General features: G+C 66.9%; 22 protein-coding genes and 1 riboswitch. Of the genes, 8 read left to right on the plus strand and 14 right to left on the minus strand.

Translation table 11 applies throughout. The features are described 5' to 3' along the window. Nucleotides 1-76: 76 nt before the first annotated feature. The 3 genes from F464_RS0102585 to F464_RS30795 all read right to left on the minus strand — a co-directional run bounded on the left by F464_RS0102585 (nucleotide 77) and on the right by F464_RS30795 (nucleotide 3,751). Nucleotides 77-2,647, minus strand: a complete 2,571-nt coding sequence (locus F464_RS0102585; protein WP_018988213.1) for a putative bifunctional diguanylate cyclase/phosphodiesterase — start codon at nucleotides 2,645-2,647, stop codon at nucleotides 77-79. A gap of 113 nt (nucleotides 2,648-2,760) precedes the next feature. Continuing rightward, nucleotides 2,761-3,462, minus strand: coding sequence for a methyltransferase family protein (locus F464_RS0102590; RefSeq protein ID WP_018988214.1), 702 nt, complete (start codon nucleotides 3,460-3,462; stop codon nucleotides 2,761-2,763). A 73-nt stretch (nucleotides 3,463-3,535) separates the two neighbouring features. Next, on the minus strand, nucleotides 3,536-3,751 hold the full coding sequence (locus F464_RS30795; RefSeq protein WP_157353519.1) for a hypothetical protein: 216 nt from the start codon (nucleotides 3,749-3,751) through the stop codon (nucleotides 3,536-3,538). A 106-nt stretch (nucleotides 3,752-3,857) separates the two neighbouring features. Here F464_RS30795 and F464_RS0102600 point away from each other — a divergent pair, with 106 nt between their 5' ends. Further along, on the plus strand, nucleotides 3,858-5,723 hold the full coding sequence (locus F464_RS0102600; protein WP_018988215.1) for a diguanylate cyclase: 1,866 nt from the start codon (nucleotides 3,858-3,860) through the stop codon (nucleotides 5,721-5,723). 68 nt (nucleotides 5,724-5,791) lie between these two features. Here F464_RS0102600 and F464_RS0102605 read toward each other — a convergent pair whose 3' ends face one another. The 4 genes from F464_RS0102605 to pyk form a co-directional block, all read right to left on the minus strand. Beyond that, nucleotides 5,792-6,463 (minus strand): hypothetical protein, encoded by a 672-nt coding sequence (locus F464_RS0102605; protein WP_018988216.1) that lies wholly within the window; start codon nucleotides 6,461-6,463, stop codon nucleotides 5,792-5,794. Between the two features lie 50 nt (nucleotides 6,464-6,513). Beyond that, the gene (gene fba / locus F464_RS0102610; RefSeq protein WP_018988217.1) at nucleotides 6,514-7,578 is read right to left on the minus strand and encodes a class II fructose-bisphosphate aldolase; all 1,065 of its coding nucleotides are present in this window, start codon (nucleotides 7,576-7,578) and stop codon (nucleotides 6,514-6,516) included. 135 nt (nucleotides 7,579-7,713) lie between these two features. Beyond that, on the minus strand, nucleotides 7,714-8,469 hold the full coding sequence (gene bluB / locus F464_RS0102615; protein ID WP_018988218.1) for a 5,6-dimethylbenzimidazole synthase: 756 nt from the start codon (nucleotides 8,467-8,469) through the stop codon (nucleotides 7,714-7,716). Nucleotides 8,470-8,514: 45 nt separating this feature from the next. Next, nucleotides 8,515-8,719, minus strand: a riboswitch (cobalamin riboswitch). A gap of 38 nt (nucleotides 8,720-8,757) precedes the next feature. Then, nucleotides 8,758-10,206, minus strand: coding sequence for a pyruvate kinase (pyk, locus tag F464_RS0102620; RefSeq protein ID WP_018988219.1), 1,449 nt, complete (start codon nucleotides 10,204-10,206; stop codon nucleotides 8,758-8,760). A 224-nt stretch (nucleotides 10,207-10,430) separates the two neighbouring features. On the opposite strand from pyk, the gene F464_RS0102625 reads away from it, so the two are divergent. Both F464_RS0102625 and F464_RS0102630 read left to right on the plus strand, forming a co-directional pair. Continuing rightward, complete coding sequence (locus F464_RS0102625) at nucleotides 10,431-11,306, plus strand: cache domain-containing protein (protein ID WP_018988220.1); 876 nt, start codon at nucleotides 10,431-10,433, stop codon at nucleotides 11,304-11,306. A 117-nt stretch (nucleotides 11,307-11,423) separates the two neighbouring features. Then, nucleotides 11,424-11,672: a hypothetical protein gene (locus tag F464_RS0102630; RefSeq protein ID WP_018988221.1), complete on the plus strand. Its 249-nt coding sequence runs from the start codon at nucleotides 11,424-11,426 to the stop codon at nucleotides 11,670-11,672. A 100-nt stretch (nucleotides 11,673-11,772) separates the two neighbouring features. On the opposite strand, the gene F464_RS0102635 is transcribed toward F464_RS0102630, so the two are convergent. From F464_RS0102635 to F464_RS0102660, 6 genes are all read right to left on the minus strand, one after another. Beyond that, a complete protein-coding gene (locus tag F464_RS0102635; protein ID WP_018988222.1) occupies nucleotides 11,773-12,957 on the minus strand; it encodes a phosphoglycerate kinase in 1,185 nt (394 codons plus the stop codon). Between the two features lie 66 nt (nucleotides 12,958-13,023). Continuing rightward, the gene (gene gap / locus F464_RS0102640; RefSeq protein ID WP_018988223.1) at nucleotides 13,024-14,040 is read right to left on the minus strand and encodes a type I glyceraldehyde-3-phosphate dehydrogenase; all 1,017 of its coding nucleotides are present in this window, start codon (nucleotides 14,038-14,040) and stop codon (nucleotides 13,024-13,026) included. A gap of 97 nt (nucleotides 14,041-14,137) precedes the next feature. Further along, nucleotides 14,138-16,171, minus strand: coding sequence for a transketolase (gene tkt / locus F464_RS0102645; protein ID WP_018988224.1), 2,034 nt, complete (start codon nucleotides 16,169-16,171; stop codon nucleotides 14,138-14,140). Nucleotides 16,172-16,318: 147 nt separating this feature from the next. After that, nucleotides 16,319-17,194: a phosphoribulokinase gene (locus F464_RS0102650; RefSeq protein ID WP_018988225.1), complete on the minus strand. Its 876-nt coding sequence runs from the start codon at nucleotides 17,192-17,194 to the stop codon at nucleotides 16,319-16,321. A 43-nt stretch (nucleotides 17,195-17,237) separates the two neighbouring features. Further along, nucleotides 17,238-17,501, minus strand: a complete 264-nt coding sequence (locus F464_RS0102655; RefSeq protein ID WP_018988226.1) for a hypothetical protein — start codon at nucleotides 17,499-17,501, stop codon at nucleotides 17,238-17,240. Between the two features lie 47 nt (nucleotides 17,502-17,548). Next, a complete protein-coding gene (locus tag F464_RS0102660) occupies nucleotides 17,549-18,358 on the minus strand; it encodes an inositol monophosphatase family protein (RefSeq protein WP_018988227.1) in 810 nt (269 codons plus the stop codon). Between the two features lie 164 nt (nucleotides 18,359-18,522). Here F464_RS0102660 and F464_RS0102665 point away from each other — a divergent pair, with 164 nt between their 5' ends. From F464_RS0102665 to F464_RS0102685, 5 genes are all read left to right on the plus strand, one after another. After that, a complete protein-coding gene (locus tag F464_RS0102665; protein WP_018988228.1) occupies nucleotides 18,523-19,245 on the plus strand; it encodes a 16S rRNA (uracil(1498)-N(3))-methyltransferase in 723 nt (240 codons plus the stop codon). Between the two features lie 12 nt (nucleotides 19,246-19,257). Then, nucleotides 19,258-20,745, plus strand: a complete 1,488-nt coding sequence (gene pap / locus F464_RS0102670; protein ID WP_018988229.1) for a polyphosphate:AMP phosphotransferase — start codon at nucleotides 19,258-19,260, stop codon at nucleotides 20,743-20,745. A gap of 136 nt (nucleotides 20,746-20,881) precedes the next feature. Further along, nucleotides 20,882-22,252 carry an amino-acid N-acetyltransferase gene (gene argA, locus F464_RS0102675; protein WP_018988230.1) on the plus strand — a complete coding sequence of 457 codons (1,371 nt, stop codon included), beginning with the start codon at nucleotides 20,882-20,884 and terminating at the stop codon, nucleotides 22,250-22,252. Nucleotides 22,253-22,310: 58 nt separating this feature from the next. Then, nucleotides 22,311-24,041: a sensor domain-containing diguanylate cyclase gene (locus tag F464_RS0102680; RefSeq protein ID WP_018988231.1), complete on the plus strand. Its 1,731-nt coding sequence runs from the start codon at nucleotides 22,311-22,313 to the stop codon at nucleotides 24,039-24,041. A gap of 3 nt (nucleotides 24,042-24,044) precedes the next feature. Then, nucleotides 24,045-24,317, plus strand: a complete 273-nt coding sequence (locus F464_RS0102685; protein ID WP_026295688.1) for an oxidative damage protection protein — start codon at nucleotides 24,045-24,047, stop codon at nucleotides 24,315-24,317. A 94-nt stretch (nucleotides 24,318-24,411) separates the two neighbouring features. Here F464_RS0102685 and phoU read toward each other — a convergent pair whose 3' ends face one another. Then, nucleotides 24,412-25,113, minus strand: coding sequence for a phosphate signaling complex protein PhoU (gene phoU / locus F464_RS0102690; protein WP_018988233.1), 702 nt, complete (start codon nucleotides 25,111-25,113; stop codon nucleotides 24,412-24,414). Between the last annotated feature and the right edge of the window lie 46 nt (nucleotides 25,114-25,159).

Below are 25,159 nucleotides of genomic sequence, written 5' to 3' on the forward strand. Positions count from 1 at the left end.
GGCGAACAGCCCTATTTTGAGCGCCTCCGCCCGGCGGGGGTTCCGGGAAGCATAACGAATTGTAAATGTGCAGGGTTCAGGTGCTGATGCTGATGGCCTGTTCGATGGACGGCGTGGGACGCTGGATGTGATAGCCCTGCGCGAGGTCGATCGACTGGTCGATGACCTTGTCGAGCACTTCCGCGTCTTCGACGTACTCCGCCACGGTGCGGATACCCAACTCGCGCGCGAGCGCGACGATGCTGCGCACGAGCGCGCGGTCCTTGTCGTTTTGCTTCATGCCCACGATGAAGTCGCCTTCGATCTTCAGGAAATCGATCGGGAAGCGCTTCACGTAGTGGAAGGAGGAGAAGCCCGAGCCGAAATCGTCGATCGCGAGACGGAAGCCTTCGCTCCGCAAGGTGTTGATGAAGCGTTCGAGCAGCGCCATGTTCTTGATCGTCTCGCGCTCGGTGATCTCGAACACGATGCGCGAGGGGTCGAAGCCCGACGCACTGGCAATGCGCCGCGTCTCCTGCACGAAATCGTTCAGCACCAGCGCGCGCGGCGACATGTTGAGGAATAGCAGGCCCTGGTAGTTGGCCGCGGTGGCGGCCTCCAGCGCGCGCTCCATCAGGATGTAGTCGAGCTTGTGCATCAGACCCATCTTCTCGGCGATCGCGACGAAGGCGTCGGCGACCAGGATCGAGCCATCCTCGAGACGGATGCGCGCGAGCACTTCGAGCGCCTCGACCTTGCCCGTCTTCGGGTCGATGATGGGCTGATAGTAGGGGATCACGCCGCGCGCCTCGACCGCCGCGAGGATCAGCATGCTCTTCTCGGACAGCGAGCGGAACACCTCGACCACGTCCTGCTCGGTGGGGACCGCGACCCGGCCTTTGCCATCGGCCTTGGCGCGATACATCATGCTGTCGGCGAACAGGAAGAGGTCCTTGGTCTCGATGGCATGGTCCGGATAGACCGCCATGCCGACCGACAGCGAGCCGCTGACACGCGCGCCGTCGGGCGTCTCGATCGACAGCGACGTGACGGTGTCGATGATGCGCTGGGCCACCTCGAGCGTCCCGGCGAGGTCGGTCTCGGGCAGGATCGCGACGAATTCGTCACCGCCGTAGCGCGCGAGCAGGTCGTCTTCGCGGATCGCACGGCGGATGGCCACTGCCACCTCCTGCAGGAACACGTCGCCGAAGCCGTGGCCGTATGTGTCGTTCACCGACTTGAAGTTGTCGGCGTCGATCATCAGCAGCCCGAACTTGTAGCCGTGACGACCCGAGCGCGTGGCCTCGCTGTCGAGCAGCTCCCAGAACACGCGCTGGTTGTAGAGGTTGGTCAGCGGGTCGCGCGTCGCGTAGTACTCGAGATCCTTCGTGTACTTGTCGATTGCCTTCACCGAGCCGACCACGTTCAGCAGTGTCGACAGGATGCTCTCGACCACCAGCCAGCGCGTGGCATCCGTGCCGGCCTGGGCCTGCATGCCGATGCCGACGATGCCGCCGATCTTGGGCGCCTCGACCAGCAGGGACTTCGTCTGTACCTCGATGTCGCAGCGCACCAGCTCGGGTGCGTTGCGCGTGCTGTCGGCGATGTTGTGCTCGATGGTCACGGCGTAGCCTTCGGCGAAGTAGGGGTTCCGGCGCAGCGATTCGCGCACGGTCTCCTCGAACAGCTGGCGGCTTTCCGACGACGGCGTGCAGCGCCAGAACACCTCGAGGTCGAAGACGTCGTCACCGGTCTTGAAGATCGAGAACAGTGCGTAGGCCGGCATCACGCCGTCGATGTCGATCAGCAGGCGATTCACATACTCGCGCCAGTCCTTGACGACGTCGGACGTGAGGATGAATTTCTCCAGCAGGCGGATTTCGAACTCGAGCATCTCCTTGTCTACGGCCACGCTGCGTACGCGCTCGGTGAGTTGCCTGACCTCGGTCGCAACCGGACTGAACTCGCTGAAGCCGAAATCGAGCGAAGCGTTTTCGAGCTGTTTCAGATCGGACAGCCGGTTGATCGAGCGGATGTTCGTCGCAAAGCCCGCGATCGCCTTGTTCAGCCGGCGGCGGATATACACCACCATCAGCAAGGTCGCCGCGATCGCGATCGGCACCACCGGCGCGAAGGCGAACAGGAACTGGCGATTGCCCGCCTCGAGGAGCGGTCGGACATCCTGCCGCACGTCGATGACGCCCAGCACCTCGCCGGGTTTTGCGTTCGTGTGGCATTGCCGGCATTCGGCCTCGGCACGCAGGGCGTTGATGAAGCGAACTTCCGGGCCGCGGTCCAGGCGCAGGCTCTCGCCGCTCGCGATCACCTCGAGGATCGCGGCATCCATTTCGCGTTGCTTGATTTCCCCGAACAGTTCGGCGACGCGCGGTGCGCGGTAGATCGCGATCTGGTGCGGGGTCTTGTCCACGGAGCGCTCGATCGCGCGGATGAATTCCTCGAGCTGCGTGCGCGTCCAGCCGGTGCGCATCAGCTGGAACATCGACTGGAAGGTCACTTCCGCAAAGGTGTTCGCATGGCGCATCGCTTCTTCGCGGATCGAGCGCTCGTAGAGGCCGGATACGACGTACTGGGTGGCGACCGCGAGCAAGGTCGAGAAAACGACGGCAGCAGTCAGCAGGAGTCCGCGGATGGTCTTGATCGGAGTCATTGCGTGGGGCGATCCCGGACTTTTGCGGACGTCGCACGCAGTCACCGCCGGGGACCGGTCCGACGCCCGAGGCGAAGTGTAATAACGCGTAACAAAACGGAAATTTCCGCGGACTATACTCCCCCTCCCCCATTACGGAAAGCCTTGGCCGGGGCAGGGGTATCGCTTTCCGCGAGGAGTGCTTCGGCCTGCTCGCGAGTGAGGAATCGGCCCGGCAGCGGGACCAGCCCGGCGACGGCGGCGCGGTAGCGGGCGTAGGGCGCGCCGTGCAGGGCGAGGAGCTTGCGCTCCTCGAGCAGCGAGCCGATCCACAGGTAGGCGGTGACGCACAGCGACGAGGTCAGCCGCGCGGCATCCATGTCGCGCGTCCACAGGATCAGCAGGCCCAGGAAGTACCACGGGTGGCGCACGATGCGATGCAGCGGCGACAGTTGCAGGCGCCCTTCCTCGTGCGGCGGCGGATGGCTTCGCGCGCGCCACTGCGCAAAGCCCGAAAAGCTTCCCATGTCGTAATGGCGCGTCGTCCACGCGAAACCCGCCAGCGCCGCGAGTGCCAGCCCGTTGCCCAGCCACGCCCACGCGCCGGACCATTCCCACAGCAGCGGGCCGCGCAGTTCGAAGGTGAGCCACGCGGGGGGTACGAGCAGCAGGGCCGCGATGGCGTTGAAGGCCAGCCGGTAGCCGCGCGCCGCGGCGCGCCAGTGCCGTGCGACGATGCCCTTCACCATGAACGAGGCCAGCAGCGAATGGATCAGCCCGTACAGCACCCACGCGGCGACGAGGGTGCCGAGCTGTGCGGCGGAGGGGGGTGACATGGGCGTCCTCGCGGAGGTGGCCTGCGGGCGGATCCCGCTGCGCCCGGGATGATGTCACGATTGCCCGTACGGGTCATCGGGTGCGGGCAGGGCGCACTGCGGCCTTGCCGTCCTGCAGCACCCGCTCGATCGCCTCGCGCAATTCGCGCGAATCCGGCTCGACCCGGCTCGGGAACGACGCGATCACCTTGCCGTTGCGATCCACCACGTACTTGTGGAAATTCCAGCGCGGGGGGCCGGACCGTCCGGGTGAGTTCGCCGAAGACCGGGTGCGCAGCGGCGATGCCATGAGCAAGCATAAGTACCCGCTTTGTCGGGTGTTACAAAGTTTTTCCGGGCATAATTGCACCCCGGCGAAATCATCACGCGGGGAGGCGCGCACCCCCGGAGTCCGAATGAATCTGAATCGAAAGATGACCCTGCTGTTCGGCGGCATCGCTGTGGGGACACTGGTGATGCTGATCCTGATCAGCCTTTATGCTTTTCGCAGCTATTCGATCGCCTCGTCGACCGCACACGTGCGAACGGCCGCGGAAATGGTCCGCGTGCATCTGACCGAGTCGATGATCCAGGGGGTCATCAACAAGCGCGAACAGTTCCTCAACCGCCTGCTCGAGGTGCAGGGCCTGCGCACGGCGCGGGTCGTGCGCTCGTCGTACGTGAACGAGCAGTTCGGCGTGGGCATGAACCGCGAAATGAACGCGGACGAGATCGAGAAGCTCGTCCTCGCCGACGGCCAGCCCCGCTACGAGATCCGCGATGATCGCGGCGAGTCGGTGTTCCGCGGCACCATCCCGTTCGCCGCCTCGTCGCGCGGCACGCCCAACTGCCTGCAGTGCCACAAGGTCAGCGAGGGGACGGTGCTCGGCGCCGTCACGATGGAGCTGTCGCTCACCGAACTCAAGGAGAAGGCGCTCACGACGGTGAGCTGGATCAGCGTCACGATGGCCGTGTTCGCGGCGCTTTCGATCGTTCTCGCCCGGCGTCTGATCCTGCCGGTCGGCTCTACCGCGCAGGCGGTGGAGCGCGCCGTGCAGCGTGCGCTGAAGGGCGACTTCAAGGGGCGTGTCGAGAAACGTACCGATGACGAGATCGGACAGATCGCGAGCGAGACCAACAACCTTCTCACCTTCCTCGACGACGGCCTCGCGCGCATCAGCCAGCGCGTCGTCCAGCTCACCGGACGCACCCTGCGGCAGGACGACAACCAGCTCGAGGTCGCGATCGACATGGTCAACGGCCTGGCCGACGCGTCCAGCTTCAAGCAGGCGATCGAGGAGGACGAGACCAAGGCCGAGATATTCGACCGCTTCGGCCGCGTGCTGACCGACCAGTTCGGCATCCGCGAATTCTCGATCTACGAGACTTCCGGGCCGAAGCAGCTCGAACCCTTCATGGTGGACAGCGTGCAGGGCAGTCCCTGCCGCTGGTGCGATCCGCAGATCCTCCTGCGCAGCGGTATGTGCCGCGGCAAGCGCTCCGGCCACACCGTCGACGGCCTGACCCAGCCGGGCATCTGCTATGCGTTCAAGCAGCCCGACAATACCGGCGAGCCGCGGCGCCACTACTGCGTGCCCATCATGCAGTCGGGCTCGGTGGGCAGCATCCTCCAGCTCGTCGTGCGCGAATCGGAGGCCGCGCGCTTCCATGCGCAGGTGCCGTACGTGAACGTCTATGTGCGCGAGATGGCGCCGGTGCTGGAGGCCAAGCGCCTGACCGAGACGCTGCGCGAGTCCTCGCTGCGCGATGCGATGACGGGCCTGAACAACCGCCGCTTCCTCGAGGAATACGTCGATACCCTGGTCGCCACCGCACGCCGGCGCAAGATCGAGCTGGCGCTCCTGGTGCTGGACATCGATTACTTCAAGATGGTCAATGACACCTATGGTCATGACGCCGGCGACATGGTGCTCAAGTCGCTGGCCGTCGTGCTGCGGACCTCGGTGCGGGCGTCCGACATGGTCATCCGCTTCGGCGGGGAGGAGTTCCTCATCGTCCTGCAGGAAACCGAGGCCGAGAATGCGCTGCGTGTCGCCGAGAACATCCGCGCGACCGTCGAGGACCTGAAGATCCAGATCGGCGGCGCAGTGCTGCAGAAGACGATTTCGATCGGCCTCGCGATGTTCCCCGAGGACAGCGAAACCTTCTGGCAGGCCGTGAAGTTCGCGGACGTGGCCCTATATCGTGCGAAAGACGATGGGCGCAACCGCGTCGTGCGCTTCAGGTCGGAGATGTGGGAAGGGCACGCCGACTCGTATTGAACGGCGGCTGACGGGCGTGTCGCAGCGGGATCGCCCGCTGCAGGCCGGCCCTTACCCTCTCGGCGGGTTCAGCCGTTCTGCTGCCAGATGGCGATGAGGGCGTCGCGGTGGGCGGAGAGCTCGCCGAGCGCCACCTCGATCACCGGGCCGCTCAAGGTGTGTCCGGCACAGGCGCCGCGCAGACGTACGTCCGATCCCTGGAGCGCCACCACCAACCCTTCCTGGTTGGCCTGCAGGCGGCTGTGGCGGTCCTGTTCGCTCACCAGGACGCTGCCGTTGGTGAGATTCAGTCGTGCGTTGAGGGTGGCGTCCTTGCCCGAACTCAGGCGCGCCCCGACCACGCAGGGCACCATGCGGAATTCGCCCACGAGCGCGAGCGCGTGCCGGCGCAGGAAGCGCGCGCGCTCGGCGTCGGAGGGAGGAACGCGCCCGGCCGAGCGGCGTGCGAGCTGGTCGAGTTCGTCGTCGGTGAGGTGCGGGCCGGCGGCGACCAGCTCCTGGCGGGGAGCCGCCGCTACAGCGGTGTTCAGGACGTCGAGGTGATGGTGGTGGGAAAGCACCGAGATACCCGCCTTCCCGAGCTGCTTTGCCGTCACCGTCGGCATCCCTTGCAGCACCATCGCACCAAGCAATTCCTGGACGGCCTTGCACAGTTTTTCGTGGCTGGCGTCGAGAAAAGCGGGAGGCGCCTCGAGTTCGAACTCGAAGCCGACGGTGAGCTTCAGGTTTGCCTTGGACATGGGCGGTGCAGGCGGCACCGCGCCCGAAGGCGCGAGCCGGGCAAAGGGCTTTAGCGGACGACCTGCGTGAGCTCGCCGGCCTTGTAGCGCGTGGCGATTTTTTCCAGCGACAGCGGCTTGATGCGGCTCGCCTGGCCGGCGCAGCCGAAGGCCTCGAAGCGTGCCTTGCACACCAGCTTGGCCGCTTCGCGGGCCGGCTTGAGAAAGTCGCGCGGATCGAACTTGGACGGGTTCTCGACCAGGAACTTGCGCACCGCGCCGGTCATCGCGAGGCGGATGTCGGTGTCGATGTTGATCTTGCGCACGCCGAACCTGATCGCGGTCTGGATCTCCTCGACCGGCACGCCGTAGGTTTCCTTCATGTCGCCACCGTACTGGCGGATGATCTCGAGCAGCTCCTGCGGCACGCTCGACGAGCCGTGCATCACGAGGTGGGTGTTCGGCAGGCGCGCGTGGATCGCCTTGATGCGGTCGATCGCGAGGATGTCACCGGTCGGCTTGCGCGTGAATTTGTAGGCGCCGTGGCTCGTGCCGATCGCGATCGCGAGCGCGTCGCAATCCGTCTGCTTGACGAAGTCCGCCGCCTGGTCGGGGTCGGTGAGCAGCATCGAGTGGTCCAGCGTGCCTTCCGCGCCGATGCCGTCCTCTTCACCGGCCTGGCCGGTCTCGAGCGAGCCGAGGCAGCCCAGTTCGGCTTCCACCGTCACGCCGATGGCATGCGAGAACTTCACCACTTCGCGGCTCACCGCGACGTTGTATTCGTAGGAGGACGGCGTCTTGCCGTCTTCCATCAGCGAGCCGTCCATCATCACGCTGGAGAAACCCGAACGGATCGCGCCCATGCAGATGGCCGGCGACTGGCCGTGATCCTGGTGCATCACGACGGGGATCTGCGGATAGGCCTCGACGGCGGCGTCGATCAGGTGACGCAGGAAGGCTTCGCCGGCGTACTTCCGGGCACCTGCCGAGGCCTGCATGATCACGGGGCTGTCGCATTCGGCTGCGGCTTCCATGATCGCCTGGACCTGCTCGAGGTTGTTGACGTTGAACGCCGGCAAACCGTAGCCGTTTTCGGCGGCGTGATCGAGCAGCTGGCGCATGGAAACGAGGGGCATTGTCCTTCTCCGGTATCAAGTGCAGGCACGGGGTGCGTGCCGGGTTGCGAATTGGCACGCATTTTAGCGTTTGTTGGGCGGCGGTGGGTCCGGCGAAGGAAACGGTATGCAAATACCCGCCGCCGCGCCCTGCCGTCAGAGCGGCGGCAGGCCCTGCGCCGCAAGTGCCTGGGCCGCGCGCAGCGCTTCGCGCAGCGATCCGGCGTCCGCGCTGTCGCCGCCCCAGCCGTCGAAATGCACGAGCTCATCGAGCGGCAGGCGAGGGCGCCAGCCGGCAGTCTGCAGCTCCGGCTGGTCGAGGAAGTGGCTGACGTGGCCGATGCACAGGTAGGCGACCGGCATGACCCGTTCGGGCAGCGACAGGATCTCGCGGATCGCCGACTGGCGGAAGATGCTCACCCAGCCCACGCCCAGCCCTTCGGCGCGGGCAGCCAGCCACAGGTTCTGCACGGCGCACACCGAGCTGTAGATATCCATCGCCTTGATGTGCGTGCGGCCGATCACGACCGGGCCGGCGCGGTCGCGGTCGCAGGTGATGCACAGGTTGATCGGCGCTTCGAGGATGCCCTGCAGGCGCAGGCCGGAATAGACTTCGCGCTGCGCGCCTTCGAACATCTGCGCGGCTTCGGCGTTGGCGATCGTGAAGGCGTCATGGACGCGCGCCTTGACCGCCTGGTCGCGGACGAGGACGAAGCTCCACGGCTGCATGAAGCCGACCGAGGGCGCGAAGTGCGCGGCGGTGAGGATGCGCGCGAGCATGTCGTCGGCGACGGGATCGGGCAGGAACTGGCCGCGCACATCGCGTCGCGCCAGGATGTTGCGATACACGGTGGCGCGTTCGGCGTCGTCGAAGTGGTGGTGGGCCTGGTGGCCGGGTGTGGCGCTCTTCATTGATTCCCCTTGTGAAGCGCAGTGGACGGCGAACGGACCAGTCCGCCGTTGATCTGCCTCCCGGCCGGTCTTCTGACTCGGGTTCATCCCGCGCCGCGCCTTCCCGACCCGAGGGTCAGTGGCATCGTGCGGCGGCGGTCCCCCTTACAGCGTTGGGCACGTCGCGGAATCGGAGCGCCCCGGAAGGCGCCGCCTCACCGCATTCCCGATTCTCCTGCGGATCGCAGGCACCGGGAGGCGTCATGCAAAGCGCGCGAGTCTAGCACCCGCGTGCGTGGATTTGCACGCTCACTGGTCGCTCAGGTGCGGCGCCGGGTGTTCGCCGACGCGCACGATCTTGAGCGTGTTCGTGCCGCCCGAGGCGCCGATCGGCTCGCCGATCGTCAGCACGATGAGGTCGCCGTGCTCGACGACGCCCTGGTCGAGCAGGATCTGTTCGGCCTCCCACAGCATCAGGTCGCGGTCCTGGTGTGTCTGCGACATCAGCAGCGGGAAGACCTCGCGGTACAGCGTCATCTGGTTGCGGGCTGCCAACTCGGGCGTCAGCGCATAGATCGGCACGCCGCTGTTGAGGCGGCTCATCCACAGCGCCGTCGAGCCGGTCTGCGTGAGCGAGGCGATCGCCTTGACCTTCAGGTGCCACGCGGTCCAGATCGCCGCCATCGCGATCGACTGGTCGATGCGGGTGAACACGCGGTCGAGCACTTCGCGGTCGAGCGTGACCTCGGCCGACTTCTCCGCTTCGAGGCACACGCGGCTCATCGCCTCGACGACATCGACCGGATACTTGCCCGACGCCGTCTCGGCCGACAGCATCACCGCGTCGGTGCCGTCCAGCACCGCATTGGCGACGTCGGACACTTCCGCGCGCGTCGGCACCGGGCTGCCGATCATCGATTCCATCATCTGCGTCGCCGTGATCGTCAGCTTGTTGCGGTCGCGTGCGGCGCGGATCATCTTCTTCTGCAGCGCCGGGACGGCCGCGTCACCGACCTCGACCGCGAGGTCGCCGCGGGCGACCATGATGCCGTCGGAGGCGTCCAGGATCTCGTCGAGGTTGGCGACCGCCTCGGTGCGTTCGATCTTGGCGATCAGGAAGGCTTCGCTGCCCGCCGCGCGCAGGAGTTGCTGCGCCATGTACATGTCGGCCGCGCTCTTGGGGAAGGAGACGGCCACGAAGTCGACCCCGATCAGGGCGGCCGTCTTGATGTCGTCCATGTCCTTCGCGGTCAGCGCAGGGGCGGTCAGGCCGCCGCCCTGACGGTTGATGCCCTTGTTGTTCGACAGTTCGCCGCCGACGCGAACCGTGGTGTGGATCTCGGCGCCGACGACGCGGCTGACGACCAGCTTGATGCGCCCGTCGTCGAGCAGCAGCACGTCGCCCGTCTTCACGTCCCTGGGCAGGTTCTTGTAATCGAGGCCGACGCGCGTCGCGTCGCCCAGTTCGCAGTGCGCGTCGAGGATGAATTCCGCATCCTTGTGCAGGTGGACCCGGTCGCCGGCGAATTTCCCGACGCGGATCTTTGGGCCCTGCAGGTCGGCGAGGATGCCCACCGGCCGGCCGGCCCGCTCGGATGCCTCGCGGATCGCCGTGGCGCGGGCGATGTGGTCTTCTGCCTTGCCGTGCGAAAAATTCATGCGCACAACGTCGATCCCCGCATGCACCATGCGTTCCAGGACTTGCGGATCGGACGAGGCCGGACCCAGGGTGGCGACGATTTTCGTGTGGCGCGGCATGTTGTCTCCGTGGCGATATGCATCCGAGGATACGATTCTACCTGCGCGCGCCCGGGCGACGGGGCCGACGTGGCCGCGATGCGCGGCGTTTCGCCGTCGGGCGGGGCTCGTTCACCCCCGCGGTGGTGCGGCTTCTCCGCCGCGCCCGCGCCGGCCTCTCGACATATGCTGAAGCTTCCTATAATTTTACCTTCATCAATTAAATCACCGGACTTCCGAACACCATGAAACTCGCTCCCGTCGCTTCGCTGTGCGCGCTCGTCCTGATGGCGCAACCCGTGCTTGCCGCCGACCCCGTGCCCGCGTCGGCACAGGGCGCCCTCGTGCAGCGCGCCGACGAGAACCGCAGCCAGCGCCTGCTCGACAAGGCCGTGGCGCGTTTCCGCGAAGTCGGCGATGCGGCGTTCGACGAGTTCAACCGTGCGCCGCAGTTCAAGGACCGCGAGTTGTACGTGTACGCCTTGGGCACGGACGGCACCATGCTTGCGAGCGGCGGTTCCTCGGTGGCCCTGGTGGGGCGCAACGTGGCGACCATGCAGGACGCTGCGGGCAAGCCCTTCTTCCGCGAAATGCTCGATGTCGCGGCGAAAAGCGAGGCCGGGCGCGTCGAGTATCGCTGGCTCAATCGGGTCGACAACCGCGAGGAGCCGAAGGTGACGCTGTTCCGCAAGGTCGGCGAGCGCATCATCGCCGTCGGCTATTACGTGCCGCGCGCGATGCCCGCTCAGGCGAAGGAACTGCTGGAACGCGCGGTCGCGGCGGTGAAGGACAAGGGCGCCCAGGCGGCTGTGGCGGCCTTCAACGCGCTCGACGGCGGCTTCGTGCAGGACGACCTGTATGTGTTCGCGATCGACATGAATTCGCAGCGCTTCCTCGCGCACGGCGCGATGCCCAAGCTGGTCGGCAGCGACGGACGTGCGGTGCGGGATCCCAAGGGCAAGGCGATCGTTGCCGACATGGTCAATATCGTCAGCCGCAAGGGCGAGGGGGAACTCGACTACGCGTGGCGCAACCCGGTTACCGACAAGCTGGAGACCAAGCATTCGTTCATCCGGCGCGTGGACGACATGCTGGTCGGCGTCGGTTACTACACGCGCTGACGCATCCGGTTGACCTCCGACAATATCCCGCGGAGGTCGATCCGGGAGAATGCATCGCCGTCGGATGCAGTGCCATGCCGTTCGGCGAACGATTACCCCCTGAAGGATGAAGCGCCCATGATCGACGACGTTACCCGCTCCCTGCTCGACAGCCTGCCGCGTGGCGGCAGCTACGACCTTTCGGTCGCCCACGATCCCGCGAGCGACCTGCACGCGCTGACCATCGTGATCGACGGTCAGACCTTCCAGCCGGGGATCGGTTACGGGAGCAGCGACGAGTTCGAATTCGACCGTGAGCAGATCGCGGTGTATCTCGTCACGCGCAAGCAGAAGTGCGGCGGTTGCGGGAGCTGCAGCTGCGGCTGAGCGTCCGGCACCCTTGCAGCAATGAAAACGGCCACCTCGCGGTGGCCGTTTTCATGTCGGGCCCGGGGTGTTGTCGGGCCCGCCTCGCGCGAGGGCTTACTCAGTCGTTGAAGCGCCCTTCCAGCGCCGCGATCGCCGGCAGCGTCTTGCCTTCGAGGAACTCGAGGAAGGCGCCGCCGCCGGTCGAGATGTAGCCGACGTCCTGGGCGATGTGGAACTTCGCGATCGCCGCGAGCGTGTCGCCGCCGCCCGCGATGCAGAAGGCGTCCGAGTGCGCAATCGCCGAAGCCATCATCTTCGTGCCGCCGGCGAACTGGTTGTGCTCGAACACGCCGACCGGGCCGTTCCACACGATGGTGCCGGCGTGGGCGATGATCTCGGCGAGCTTCGCCGAGGTCTTCGGGCCGACGTCGAGGATGCGGTCGTGCGGGCCGACTTCCTCGACCGGGATGCGGTTCGCACGCGCCAGTGCGGAGACTTCGTCGGCGACGACGACGTCGACCGGCAGCGGCACTTCGGCGCCGCGGGCCTTCATGATGTCCATGACGGCCTGCGCTTCCTTGACCAGTTCCGGTTCGGCGAGCGAGTCGCCGATACGGTGGCCCGAAGCGAGCAGGAAGGTGTTGGCGATGCCGCCGCCGACGATGAGCTGGTCGACCTTCTCGGCCAGGGTCTTGAGGATGGTCAGCTTGCTCGACACCTTGGCGCCGCCGACGATCGCGACGAGCGGGCGGGCGGGGCATTCCGTGGCCTTGGTGAGGGCGTCGATCTCGGCGCCCATCAGCATGCCGGCGCAGGCGACCGGCGCGAAGCGGGCGATGCCGTGGGTCGTCGCCTCGGCGCGGTGGGCGGTGCCGAAGGCGTCATTGACGTAGATGTCGCACAGCGCGGCCATCTTCGTCGCGAGCTCTTCGTTGTCCTTCTTCTCGCCCTTGTTGCAGCGGCAGTTCTCGAGCAGGACGACTTCGCCCGGCTTCACCTCGAAGCCGCCCTCGACCCAGTCACGGATCAGGCGCACCGGCTTGCCGAGCAGTTCGCCCAGGCGCACGGCGATCGGCGCGAGCGTGTCTTCGGCGCGGCATTCGCCTTCGGTCGGGCGGCCGAGGTGCGAAGTGACCATGACCGCGGCGCCGTTGTCGAGGCAGTACTTGATCGAGGGCAGCGACGCGCGGATGCGGGTGTCTTCGACGATGTTGCCGGCTTCATCCTGGGGCACGTTGAGGTCGGCGCGGATGAAGACGCGCTTGCCGGCGACGTTGAGGTCGACGAGTTTCTTGACTTGCATGGATTCGTTCCCGATGTGAAAACGCCCCGCTGAGGCAGGGCGTCGGATTGCTTTGGTACGGGTGTATTACTTCGCGTTGTGGAATGCGCGCGCAGCGTCGAGCATGCGGCAGGAGTAGCCCCACTCGTTGTCGTACCAGGCCAGCACCTTGACGAGGTTGCCGTCCATCACACGCGTCTGGGTGGCGTCGAAGATCGAGGAGTGCGGGTCGTGGTTGAAGTCCATCGACACCAGCGGGTCTTCGTTGACGGCCAGGATGCCCTTCAGCGCGCCCTTGGCGGCTTCCTTCATCAACGCGGTGATCTCGTCCTTCGAGGTCGCGCGGCTGGCGGTGAAGGTGAGGTCCACAAGCGAGACGTTCATCGTCGGCACGCGCAGCGCGAAGCCGTCGAACTTGCCCTTCAGCGCGGGCAGCACCAGGCCGACGGCCTTGGCGGCGCCGGTCTTGGTCGGGATGATGTTCTGCGCGGCGGCGCGGGCGCGGCGCAGATCCTTGTGGCGCACGTCGACCAGTACCTGATCGTTGGTGTAGGCGTGCACGGTCGTCATCAGGCCCTTCTCGATGCCGATGTTGTCCTGCAGCACCTTCGCGACCGGTGCGAGGCAGTTGGTCGTGCACGAGGCGTTCGACACGACGGTCATCGCCGCGGTCAGCACGTCGTGGTTCACGCCATAGACGATCGTCGCATCCACGTCATCGCCGCCGGGAGCGGAGATCAGCACCTTCTTCGCGCCCTGCTTGAGCAGCACCTCGGCCTTGGCCTTGGCGGTGTAGGCACCGGTGCACTCGAGCAGCACGTCGACGCCCAGGTCGCCCCAGTTCACGCCCAGCGGATCCTTGGTCGAGAAGAAGGGGATGCGGTCGCCATTTACGATCATGACGTTGTCGCCTTCGGTCTCGACCGGGAAGGCGAAGCGGCCGTGGGTCGTGTCGTACTTCGTCAGGTGGGCGTTGGTAGCCAGATCGCCGGAGGCGTTGATCGCAACGATCTCGAACTGGTCGCGCAGACCCAGTTCGTACAGGGCGCGCAGCGTGCAGCGACCGATGCGGCCGTAGCCGTTGATGGCGAGTTTGATGGTCATCGAGGATTCTCCCGGAGCAATGATACGAACAGCACAATCTGAAAGTCGGCGCCGCGGACTGCCGGCGCCGACTGCGCCGGGAGCGCGGCGACGACGCTTACTTCACGATCTGCTTCACGGCTTCTGCGACCGCGTCTGCAGTGATACCGAAATACTTGAACAGCTCGCCGGCGGGGGCGGACTCGCCGAAGCGGTCGAGGCCGATCACCGCGCCTTCGAGGCCGACGTACTTGCGCCAGCCGTCGGTGACGCCCGCTTCGACGGCGACGCGCGGCAGGCCCGCGGGCAGGACTTCAGCCTGCCAGGCGCGGTCCTGGCGGTCGAACACGTTGGTCGAGGGCATGGACACGACGCGCACCGCGATGCCGGCTTCGGCGAGCGACTTCTGTGCCGCGACCGCGAGGGCGACTTCCGAGCCGGTGGCGATGATCACCGCCTGCGGCTTGCCGCCGGTGGCTTCCGACAGCACGTAGCCGCCGCGGCGGATCGCCGCGATCTGCTCGGCCGAGCGCGCCTGGAAGGGCAGGTTCTGGCGCGAGAACAGCAGTGCCGAGGGGCCGTCCTTGCGCTCGATCGCGTTGGCCCAGGCCAAGGCCGATTCGGTGGTGTCGCAGGGGCGCCACACGTCCATGTTGGGGATCAGGCGCAGCGTCGCGGTCTGCTCGACCGGCTGGTGCGTCGGGCCGTCCTCGCCCAGCCCGATCGAGTCGTGCGTGAACACGAAGATCTGGCGGATCTTCATCAGCGCGGCCATGCGCAGGGCGTTGCGCGCGTACTCGCTGAACATCAGGAAGGTGGCGGTGTAGGGGATCAGGCCGCCGTGCAGGCTGATGCCGTTGGCGATGGCGGCCATGCCGAACTCGCGCACGCCGTAGTAGATGTAGTTGCCGCCGGCTTCCTTCGTGACGCCCCTGGCGCCCGACCACAGGGTCAGGTTGGAGCCGGCGAGGTCGGCCGAGCCGCCGACGATCTCGGGCAGCTTGGGCGCGAAGGCCTCGATGCTGTTCTGGCTCGCCTTGCGGGTGGCGATGGTCTCGGCCTTGTCGACGACTTTCGCGATCACCGCGTCGACGTGGGCCGACCAGTCGGCGGGCAACTCGCCCGCCATGCGGCGGGTGAATTCGGCGGCTTCGGCGGGGAAGGCCTTGGCGTAGGCGGCGAAGCGCTCGTTCCAGCCGGCTTCGAGGGTCTTGCCTTTCTCGCGCGCATTCCACGCGGCGTAGACGTCGGCCGGCACTTCGAACGGGGCATGCGTCCAGCCGATGTGCTCGCGTGTCGCGGCGATTTCGGCGGCACCCAGCGGGGCGCCGTGCACGTCGTGGCTGCCCTGCTTGTTCGGGGCGCCCGCGCCGATCACGGTCTTGCAGCAGATCAGCGTCGGCTGCGCGGTGTTGGCCTGCGCGGCACGGATCGCGGCGTCGATCTCGCCCGGATCGTGGCCCTGCACGTTCGCGATCACCTGCCAGCCGTAGGCTGCGAAGCGCTTGGGCGTGTCGTCGGTGAACCAACCGTCGACATGGCCGTCGATCGAGATGTTGTTGTCGTCGTAGAAGGCGATCAGCTTGCCCAGGCCCAGCGTGCCGGCGAGCGAGCAGGCTTCGTGCGAGATGCCTTCCATCAGGCAGCCGTCGCCGAGGAACACGTAGGTGTGGTGGTCGACGATGGCGTGGCCGTCACGGTTGAATTCCGCGGCCAGCATCTTCTCGGCCAGCGCCATGCCGACTGCGTTGGTGATGCCCTGGCCGAGCGGGCCGGTGGTCGTCTCGACGCCCGGCGTGTAGCCGTACTCCGGGTGGCCCGGCGTCTTGCTGTGCAGCTGGCGGAAGCGTTTGAGTTCCTCGATCGGCAGGTCGTAGCCCGTGAGATGCAGCAGCGCGTAGATCAGCATCGAGCCGTGGCCGTTCGACAGCACGAAGCGGTCGCGGTCGGCCCACGTCGGGTTTGCCGGGTTGTGGCGCAGGTGATGGCGCCACAGCACTTCGGCGATCTCGGCCATGCCCAGCGGAGCACCCGGGTGGCCCGAGTTGGCCTGCTGGACGGCATCCATCGCCAGGGCGCGGATCGCGCCGGTGACGGGGTTGAAGACCGGGGGCCGCACGTTGCGCGGGTTGTCGTTGCGGGCTGCCTGCATGGATCTCTCGGGCCTTTGGCCGGCTGGGAAAAGGCCGGATTATCGCCGAAAAACGGGGGGCTTGGGTAGCGTCTGCTGCGCTGCAAAAAGGGCCAACTCCCTGTGCGCGCAGGCCAAATATCGCGCCGGCGCGCGCCCTCCGGGGGCTCAAATCGCTTCGCGCCGGCGCTCCATCAGCTTCCAGATCAGCGGCGTGAGGATGAGCTGCATCGCCAGATCGAGCTTGCCGCCGGGGATCACGATGCTGTTCGCGCGCGACATGAAGGCGTCGTGGATCATGCGCAGCAGGTGGGGAAAATCGACGCCGCGCGGGTCCTTGAAGCGGATTACGACCATCGACTCGTCCAGCGTGGGGACTTCACGTGCGATGAAGGGATTGGAGGTGTCGACGACCGGCACGCGCTGGAAGTTGATATGCGTGCGCGAGAACTGCGGGACGATGTAATGCACGTAGTCGTACATCCGCCGCAGGATCGTGTCCTGCACCGCCTCGGGCGAGTAGCCGCGCTCGCGCGTATCGCGGTGCAGCTTCTGGATCCATTCGAGGTTGATCGTCGGTGCCACGCCGATCAAAAGATCGACATGGCGGGCGACGTCGAACTTGTCCGTCACGAGTGCGCCGTGCAGGCCCTCGTAGAACAGGCAGTCGGTGCCGACGGGGAGATCCTCCCATTCACCGAAGCTGCCCATCGGCAGGCCCGTGCGCGCGGCGCGCTCGGCGTCGTGGATGTAGTTGCGGTGGCGCCCCGTTGCGGACTTGCCGTAGGCACGGAAGAGGGCCTCCAGCTCTTCGACGAGGTTCGCCTCGGGACCGAAATGGCTGATGCCCCGCTGGCCCGCCCGTTCGGCTTCCTCGATCAGCCTGGTCATCTCGTCGCGCGTGTAGCGGTGGAAGCTGTCGCCCTCGACGATGGCAGCATTCACGTTCTCGCGATGGAAGATCGCCTCGAAGGTGTGCTTGACCGTGGTGGTGCCGGCACCCGACGAGCCGGTTACGGCGATGATGGGATGTTTGGTCGACATGATGGAGGCCGTTGCGGGGAGGTCGTGGACAAAGGCGCCGCTTTCAGGCGTCGGCGGGGCGCGAGCCCCGGCTGGAATGGACGCGGTGGGCTGCGACGACGAGCACGTGAACTTCCTCGAAGGAGAGTTCGGGGTAATGGTCGCGCAGCACGCGGTAGGCGAGGTGGTCGAGCGTCGAGTTGCCCCAGCGGTTCTCCCGGGCGAAGAAGGGCGTGATCAGTTCGCATGCTTCGACGAAGATCTCGCGCACGTGCTGGTGCGAGCGGCGTTCCTGCAAGCCGGAGCGTGCGGTGGCGGGCGAAGTCATGGGTCTGTCCGGATGGGGGGGCGGGCGGGGCGCCTGGAATCGGCCGATCAGGAGTGGGCGCTGACCCAGTTGCGCCAGTCCGTGAACAGCCCGGGGCTGGCGGCCGCGATCACGCCGCGCTTGATCGACGGTCCCGCGATCAGCGTTCCCCCGTCCAGCGCGGTCGCCGTGCCGCCCGCTTCCTCCAGGATCAGCTTGCCGGCCGCGTAGTCCCACAGCATCTGTCCGCCATGCACATACACGTCGAGTCGTCCGGCGGCGACGAAGCACCATTCGAGCGCGCTCGAGCCGAAATTGCGTTGCGAGAAATAAGGCGGCCGCACCGCGAGCTCGTCGCCCAGGTGGTGGCTGATGCGCTTGAAGTCGATGCCGGCCACCGCGTCCGAAAGCTGTGCCGCGGCCACCCGCAGCGGCAGTTCCACGCCGTTCAGGAAAGCGCCGGCGCCTTTGGCCGCGTAGAAGGATTCGTCGGTGACCGGGTTGTAGACGACGCCGAAGCGCGTCTCGTGATTGACCAGATAGGCGATCGAAACGGCGAAGAAGGGAATTCCGTTGGCGAAGTTCGTCGTGCCGTCGATCGGGTCGATACACCACATGCCGCGTCGTCCCTCGCTCCACAAATGGGCCTGCTCCGCGGCGCTCATCTCTTCGCCGAGCACGGCGCCGGGCGCCAGCTTGGGCAACTCTTCGGAAAAGCGGCGTTGCGATTCGAGATCGGCCTCGGTGAACAGCGTGCCGTCCGCCTTGCGGTTGCGTGCAGTCTTGAGGTAGCGCGGCAGGATCACCTCGCGGGCGATGTCGCGCGCCAGCGATTCGAGCGCCCGCGCCTGCGCGAGCCGTTGGCTGGCCGTGGGCATCAGCGGCGCCTCGCGACGGTTGCGGTTTTGGGGGGCGATGCATTCCGGCGCGCCGTGCCGGCTGGCGCAGGGGCGGCGTATGAAGGGTGGTCGGGAACGCTGGAAATCATGGCCGTGTCGCGCGCGGGTCTCGCGGGAATGCAGTGTCCTTATAATACACCACGATGATTTCGCGCTTCTTTTGCCCCCTTCCGCTGCCGGCTTCCGGCGAGACCCAGCTGCCCGAGGCGCTGGCCCATCATGCGTCGCGCGTGCTGCGCCTGCGCGACGGCGATCCCGTCATCCTGTTCGACGGCACGGGCGGCGAGGTCGCGGCCGTGCTGCGGCTGCGCGGCAAGCAGTGCTTCGCCGAGTTGCAGGAGCGGCGTGAGGTCGAGCGCGAGTCGCCGCTGCGGCTGGTGCTGGTGCAGGCCCTCGCGAGCGGCGACAAGATGGACTGGATCGTGCAGAAGGCGGTCGAACTGGGGGTGGCCGCGATCGTGCCGGTGCAGGCGGAGCGTTCCGTGCTGCGGCTTGCCGGCGAGCGTGCGGCGAAGCGCGTCGAGCACTGGCAGCAGGTCGCCGTGTCGGCGTGCGAGCAGAGCGGACGCAACCGCGTACCGGCTGTCGCGCCGATCGCCGGATTGCGCGACTATCTCGCCCGCCCCTGTGCCGGCGTACGCCTGATCCTCGATCCTGCGGCCACGCAGCGTCTGCTCGACACCGGGCGTCCGGCGGGGGAGGTGCACCTGCTGATCGGTCCGGAAGGGGGGTGGTCCGACGACGAGCTTGCGGCCTGTCGCAGCGCGGGCTGTGCCGGCATGGGCCTGGGGCCGCGCGTACTGCGCACCGAGACTGCGGGGCTGGCCGCGATGGCGGCGCTGCAGGCGGTGTGGGGCGATTTTTGAGGAAGCTGGGCGATGTTCGAATCGGCTGAACTGGGCCACAAGGTGGACAAGGACGAATACGACGCCGCCGAACCGGAGCTGCGCGCGCAGCTGCTCGACGCGCAGTTCGACCTTCTCGAAGCGAAATCCTTTGCCGTCGTCGTGCTGATCAACGGCATCGACGGCGCCGGCAAGGGCGAGACGGTGAATCTGCTCAACGAGTGGATGGACCCGCGCCATATCCAGACGCAAGCCTTCGATTCGCCGACCACCGACGAGGCCGAGCGCCCCTTCATGTGGCGTTTCTGGCGCGCGCTGCCGCCGCGCGGGCGCATCGGCATCCTCTTCGGCAACTGGTACACGGACCCGATGCGCGAGCGCGTCGAGAAGGTGTCGAAGAAGGCCGACCTCGACCAGCGCCTCGATGAGATCAACCGCTTCGAGGCGATGCTGGTGCGCGAAGGGGTGCTGCTGCTCAAGCTGTGGTTCCATCTTTCGAAGGACGGGCAGCGCAAACGCCTCAAGGCACTGGAAAAGGATACGCGTACGCGCTGGCGGGTCACCGAGCAGGACTGGCATGCCTACGAGCGCTACGACCGCTATCGTGAAGTGGCCGAACATACTCTGCGCCACACCAGTACGGGCGATGCGCCGTGGATGATCGTCGATGGTTCCGATCCGTGCTATCGCGAGCTCCTCGTTGCGCGCACCCTGCACAATGCCTTGCGCAAGCGTCTCGATGCCGACGCGCGCCACTGGGTGGCACGCCAGACGGCGCCTCCGCTGCCGCCCGCGCCCGACGCGCGCAACCTGCTCGGCAGCCTCGAGTTGCGGCAGCCGCTGGACAAGAAGGAGTATCAGGAGCTCCTCGAGCGCTATCAGGGGCGGCTCGCGCTGCTCACGCGCGATGAGGCCTTCCGCAGCCGGTCCCTCGTTCTCGTGTTCGAAGGCGCGGATGCCGCGGGCAAGGGTGGCACGATACGCCGCGTCACCGCCGCGCTCGACGCGCGCCAGTACCACGTCGTGCCGGTGGCCGCGCCGACCGAGGAAGAACGTGCCCAGCCCTATCTGTGGCGTTTCTGGCGGCACCTGCCGCGCCAGGGCCGGGTGGCGATCTTCGATCGCTCCTGGTACGGCCGTGTCCTCGTCGAGCGCGTCGAGGGCTTCTGTTCGGAGGCGGACTGGATGCGCGCGTACTCCGAGATCAACGACTTCGAGGATCAGCTGGCCGACGCCGGAGCGGTGGTCGTCAAGTTCTGGCTGCAGATCGGCAAGGACGAGCAGCTGGAACGATTTCGCGAGCGTGAAGCCGAAGCGCACAAGCGCTTCAAGATCACCGCCGAGGACTGGCGCAACCGCGAACGATGGGACGACTACGGCCGCGCCGTGTGCGACATGGTCGACCGTACCAGCACCGAGAACTCGTCGTGGACCCTGGTCGAGGCGGACAACAAGCTCTTTGCCCGCATCAAGGTGTTGCGTACCTTGTGCGAGCGGCTCGAGTCCGCATTGCGACGCTGACGAACGGGACTGCGCCGATGGCCCGATCGCGTGCGGAGGTCGCGCCGCGATGTGTGGTGTATTCCGCTAGAATGGACCGGGCATGCGTGCCATGTGCCGCGTCCGGCGAGCTTTCCGATTTCCTGATGGTGATGATTTGAGCGGCCATTCCAACTCCGGCAACCCCAACCCCAATCCCGCGGCATCCGACATCGCGGCGTCGACGGAGCAGTTCGTGGCCTGGGTGCGCGGGGCCGCGCCCTACATCCATGCCTTTCGCGGCCGCACCTTCGTCATCGCCTTCGGCGGGGAAGTCGCGGCCGGCGCGCGCGCGCAGAGCCTCGCCTACGACTGCAACCTGCTGGCCGCGCTGGGCATCCGCCTCGTGCTCGTGCATGGTGCCCGGCCGCAGATCGAAGCCGAACTCGCCCGCCGCGGGCTGGAGCCGCGCTACCACAACGGACTGCGCGTCACCGACGCCGATGCGCTCGAGTGCGTGAAGGCCGCGATGGCGGTGACGCGCCTCGAAGTCGAGGCGCTGCTGTCGCAGGGGCTGCCGAACACGCCGATGGCAGGCAGCTACATGCGCGTGACGGGCGGCAACTTCATCACGGCCCGCCCGGTCGGTATCGTCGACGGCGTCGACTATCAATACACGGGCGCCGTGCGCAAGATCATCGCAGAGGAGATCAACGCCGACCTCGACCAGCAGAACGTCGTGCTGATCTCGCCGATGGGCGTGTCGCCGGCGGGCGAGATCTTCAACCTCAGCATGGAGGAGGTCGCCGAGGCCGTCGCCGTCGCCGTGAAGGCCGAGAAGCTGATCTACCTGTGCGACGCGCCGGGCCTCCTCGACGCGGACCAGCGCCTGATCGATTCGGTGACGGCGGACGAGGCCGAGCGCATGTTCAATGCCGGGGAAGGCCTCACCGAGGACCTCGACCTCTACCTGCCGTGCGCGATCCGCGCGGTGCGCCGCGGCGTCGCGCGCGTTCACCTCATCGATCACGACAAGGACGGCGGCCTGCTGCTGGAGTTCTTCACCCACGCCGGGGTAGGCACTGTCGTGTCGCGTGATCCGCTGTTCCGTCTGCGCGACGCGAGTGTCGAGGATGTCGCCGCGCTGGTCGCGCTGATCTCGCCGATGGAGGCGGACGGCACCCTGGTGCGGCGCGGGCGCGAACTGCTGGAGCAGGAGATCGACCGCTTCTCGGTCGTCGAGCACGACGGCGTGCTGGTCGGCTGTGCGGCGTTGTACCCGTTTTCCGACGAGCGCGCCGCGGAGCTCGCCTGTCTCGCCGTCACGCCCGAATACCGCCGCGCCGGACTCGGCGACCAGCTGCTGCGTCGCATCGAGCAGCGCGCGCGCAAGCAGCGCCTCGAGCGCCTCTTCGTGCTCACGACGCGCACGGCGCACTGGTTCCGCGAACGCGGTTTCAGCGAGATCGGCCCCGAGGCGCTGCCGCTGAAAAAGCGCGAGCTGTACAACTACCAGCGGCGCTCCAAGGTTTTCGTGAAGACGCTATGACGGACGCGCGCGCCTTGTCCGGCCGACGGTGTGTGCGCTGCGTGCGTGCGGAGGCCGTGTGAACGGGAAGGACGCCCCATCGCGGGCGGCGCCGGTCTTCGCGGGCGTGGCCGGAGCCCTCCTCGCGGGCCTTGGCGCGCTGGCCGGTGCGCGTTTCGGCATTGCCGGCGAATGGGGGCTGCTGGCGCTCGGCATTCTCGCGGCCGGGGGGCTGAGTGCCGCGGCCGTGTATCTCCAGGCCAGCGCCGCCGTTCGCCGCCAGACGGGTGACGACGCGGCCATCGCGTCGCGTCTCGATGCGCTGGACGGCGTCGTGCGCCTATCGGCCGGAGCGGGCGGCGGCGAGGCGCCCGCGGATTATGCGAAGCGCCTGGATGCGGTCGCCGTCGGGGTTTCCCGACTGCGCGAGATCGCCGAAGGCGTGCATGGCGTCGAAGCCCTGTTCGACATGCGCGGGCGGCTGACCTGGATCAGCCCTTCGATCGAACGGCTGACGGGCTGGAATCCCTCTGCCTGCCTCCAGGCGCCCGATGCGCTCGCCCTGCTGGTGCACGAATCGGACCGCCGCTATTGCCAGCGCATGGCGCAGCGCGTCGCCGAGGGAAGTCCCGGCGAGGATTTCGAGATGCGCCTGTTGCGCGAGGATGGCCACATCTGCTGGGTCGCCTGCCACTGGCGGCCGCTCGGCCGGGAGGGCGGGCAGCCGGCCGGCCTCAGGATGTCGGCCGAGGACATCCAGGCGCGCAAGGAAGCCGAATACAAGCTCCTCGAAACCGTCACCGAGCTGCGGCGTGCCCAGGCGCTGCGCGAGCGCTACCTCGCGCGCTCGAACGACGAGCGCCAGCGCCTGTCCGCGCTGCTCAACGTCATCCGGCTGGGCATCCTGTTCATGGACCGCGATCACCGCGTGCTCTATTACAACCGCGCGATGCTCGACATCTGGGGCTTCCCCCCCGACGAGAACCTCATCGGCATGCGCGACGTCGTGCTGCAGAGCCGCGTCGCCGAGCTGATCGAGCAGCCCGAGGCCTACTTCGAACACATTGACGGAGTGGTGCGCACCTATGTCGTCAGCGAGCCCCACGAAGTGCATTTCAAGGATGGCCGCATCGTCACGGACATCGCCGCGCTGGTCGAGGCCGTGCAGGGGCGCCGCGGCATCGGACGTGTGTGGATCTACGAGGATGTCACCGAGCAGCGCCGCACCGCGCAACGCTTGGTCGAGCTGGCGGAGCACGATCCGCTGACCGGCCTCTACAACCGCCGCCGTTTCCACGAGGAGCTCGACCGGCAGCTCGCGGACGCCTCGCGCCGTGACAGTCAGGTCGGGCTCGTGGCGATCGACCTCGACGGCTTCAAGCCGATCAACGACGAGTTCGGCCACCAGGCCGGCGACGAGGTGCTGGTCGCCCTGGCGGACAAGGTCGGCGACGTCATCCGCCGCAACGAGATGTTCTGCCGTCTGGGGGGCGACGAATTCGGCGTGGTGGTGCCCGATGCGGGGGAGAAGGAGCTGTGCGAGCTGGCGCGCCGCATCATCGAGGTGATCGAAGGGCTGCGGTTCGAATTCGGCGGCCGCAGCGTCGGCATCACCGCGAGCCTCGGCATCGCGATCTATCCGCGCCACGCCCCGTGCGCAGAACAACTGATCGCGGCGGCCGATCAGGCCATGTACCGTTCGAAGAGCGGTGGCCGCGATCAATGGACCATGGCCGGGAGCAGCGTGGGGGAATCCGCTAGAATGAGCGCCACCGAATCCGATGAACCCGATTGCAGAAGAGAGGACTGAACGATGGCCCGTATGGTCAATTGCATCAAGCTTGGTCGCGAGGCGGAAGGGCTGGACCTGCCCCCGGTTCCCGGTGCGCTGGGCAAGCGCATCTTCGACAACGTCTCGAAGGAAGCCTGGCAGCAGTGGGTCAAGTACCAGACCATGCTGATCAACGAAAATCGCCTGAACCTGATGGATGCGCGCGCGCGCAAGTACCTGGCGGAGCAGATGGAGAAGCATTTCTTCGAGGGCGGCGCGGACCAGGTCGGCGGCTACGTCCCGCCGGCGGCGTGAGCGTCCGCCGCGGAATGCGGCGTGCGTGAATGAAAAAGGGATGGCCGCGGCCATCCCTTTTTGCATCGGCCGCGTCGGGGCGGCGTGATGGCCCTCAGTTGGGGCCGGAAGCGCGTTCCAGCGCCTCGACGCCCTCGTGGCGCACGTCGCGGCCCTTGACCATGTACACGACGTATTCGGAGAGGTTCTTCGTGTGGTCGCCGATGCGCTCGATCGACTTGGCGATGAACAGCACGTCCAGCGAGCGCGTGATCACGCGGGGATCTTCCATCATGTAGGTGATCAGCTGGCGCATGATGCCCTTGAATATCGCGTCGACCTCCTTGTCGCGCCGCACGATTTCGGGCGACGCCGTCGGGTCCATGCGGGCGAAGGCATCGAGCGCGCCCTGCAGCATCTCGACGACCATCGTCGACACGTGACGCAATTCCACCTTCGGGACGAAGGCGGCGTCCGAGTCGATGATCTGGCGCCCGGCCTTGGCGATCTTCTTGGCCTCGTCGCCGATACGTTCGAGGTCGGTGATCATCTGGATCATCGTCATGACCATGCGCAGGTCCCCGGCGGCGGGCGCATGACGTGCGATGACCTGGATGCAGGCGTCGTCGAGCGCAACTTCCTCGTCGTTGACCTTGCGATCATCCGCGATGACCTGTTCCAGCAATTCGTGGTTGCCCGTCCCGAGCCCTTCGATCGCACGCGTCAGCTGCTGGGCCACCAGGCCGCCCATTTCCAGCAGGCGCTTGCGGATGGCTTCCAGTTCGTTGTCAAACTGCGTGTAGGTGTGCTTGCTCATTTTCATGTTCCGGTCCCGAGAGTCCGCGAGGCTAGCAGTTCAATGT

Origin of the sequence: Aromatoleum toluclasticum ATCC 700605 (assembly GCF_000378245.1) — a bacterium.
GTDB lineage: Bacteria > Pseudomonadota > Gammaproteobacteria > Burkholderiales > Rhodocyclaceae > Aromatoleum > Aromatoleum toluclasticum.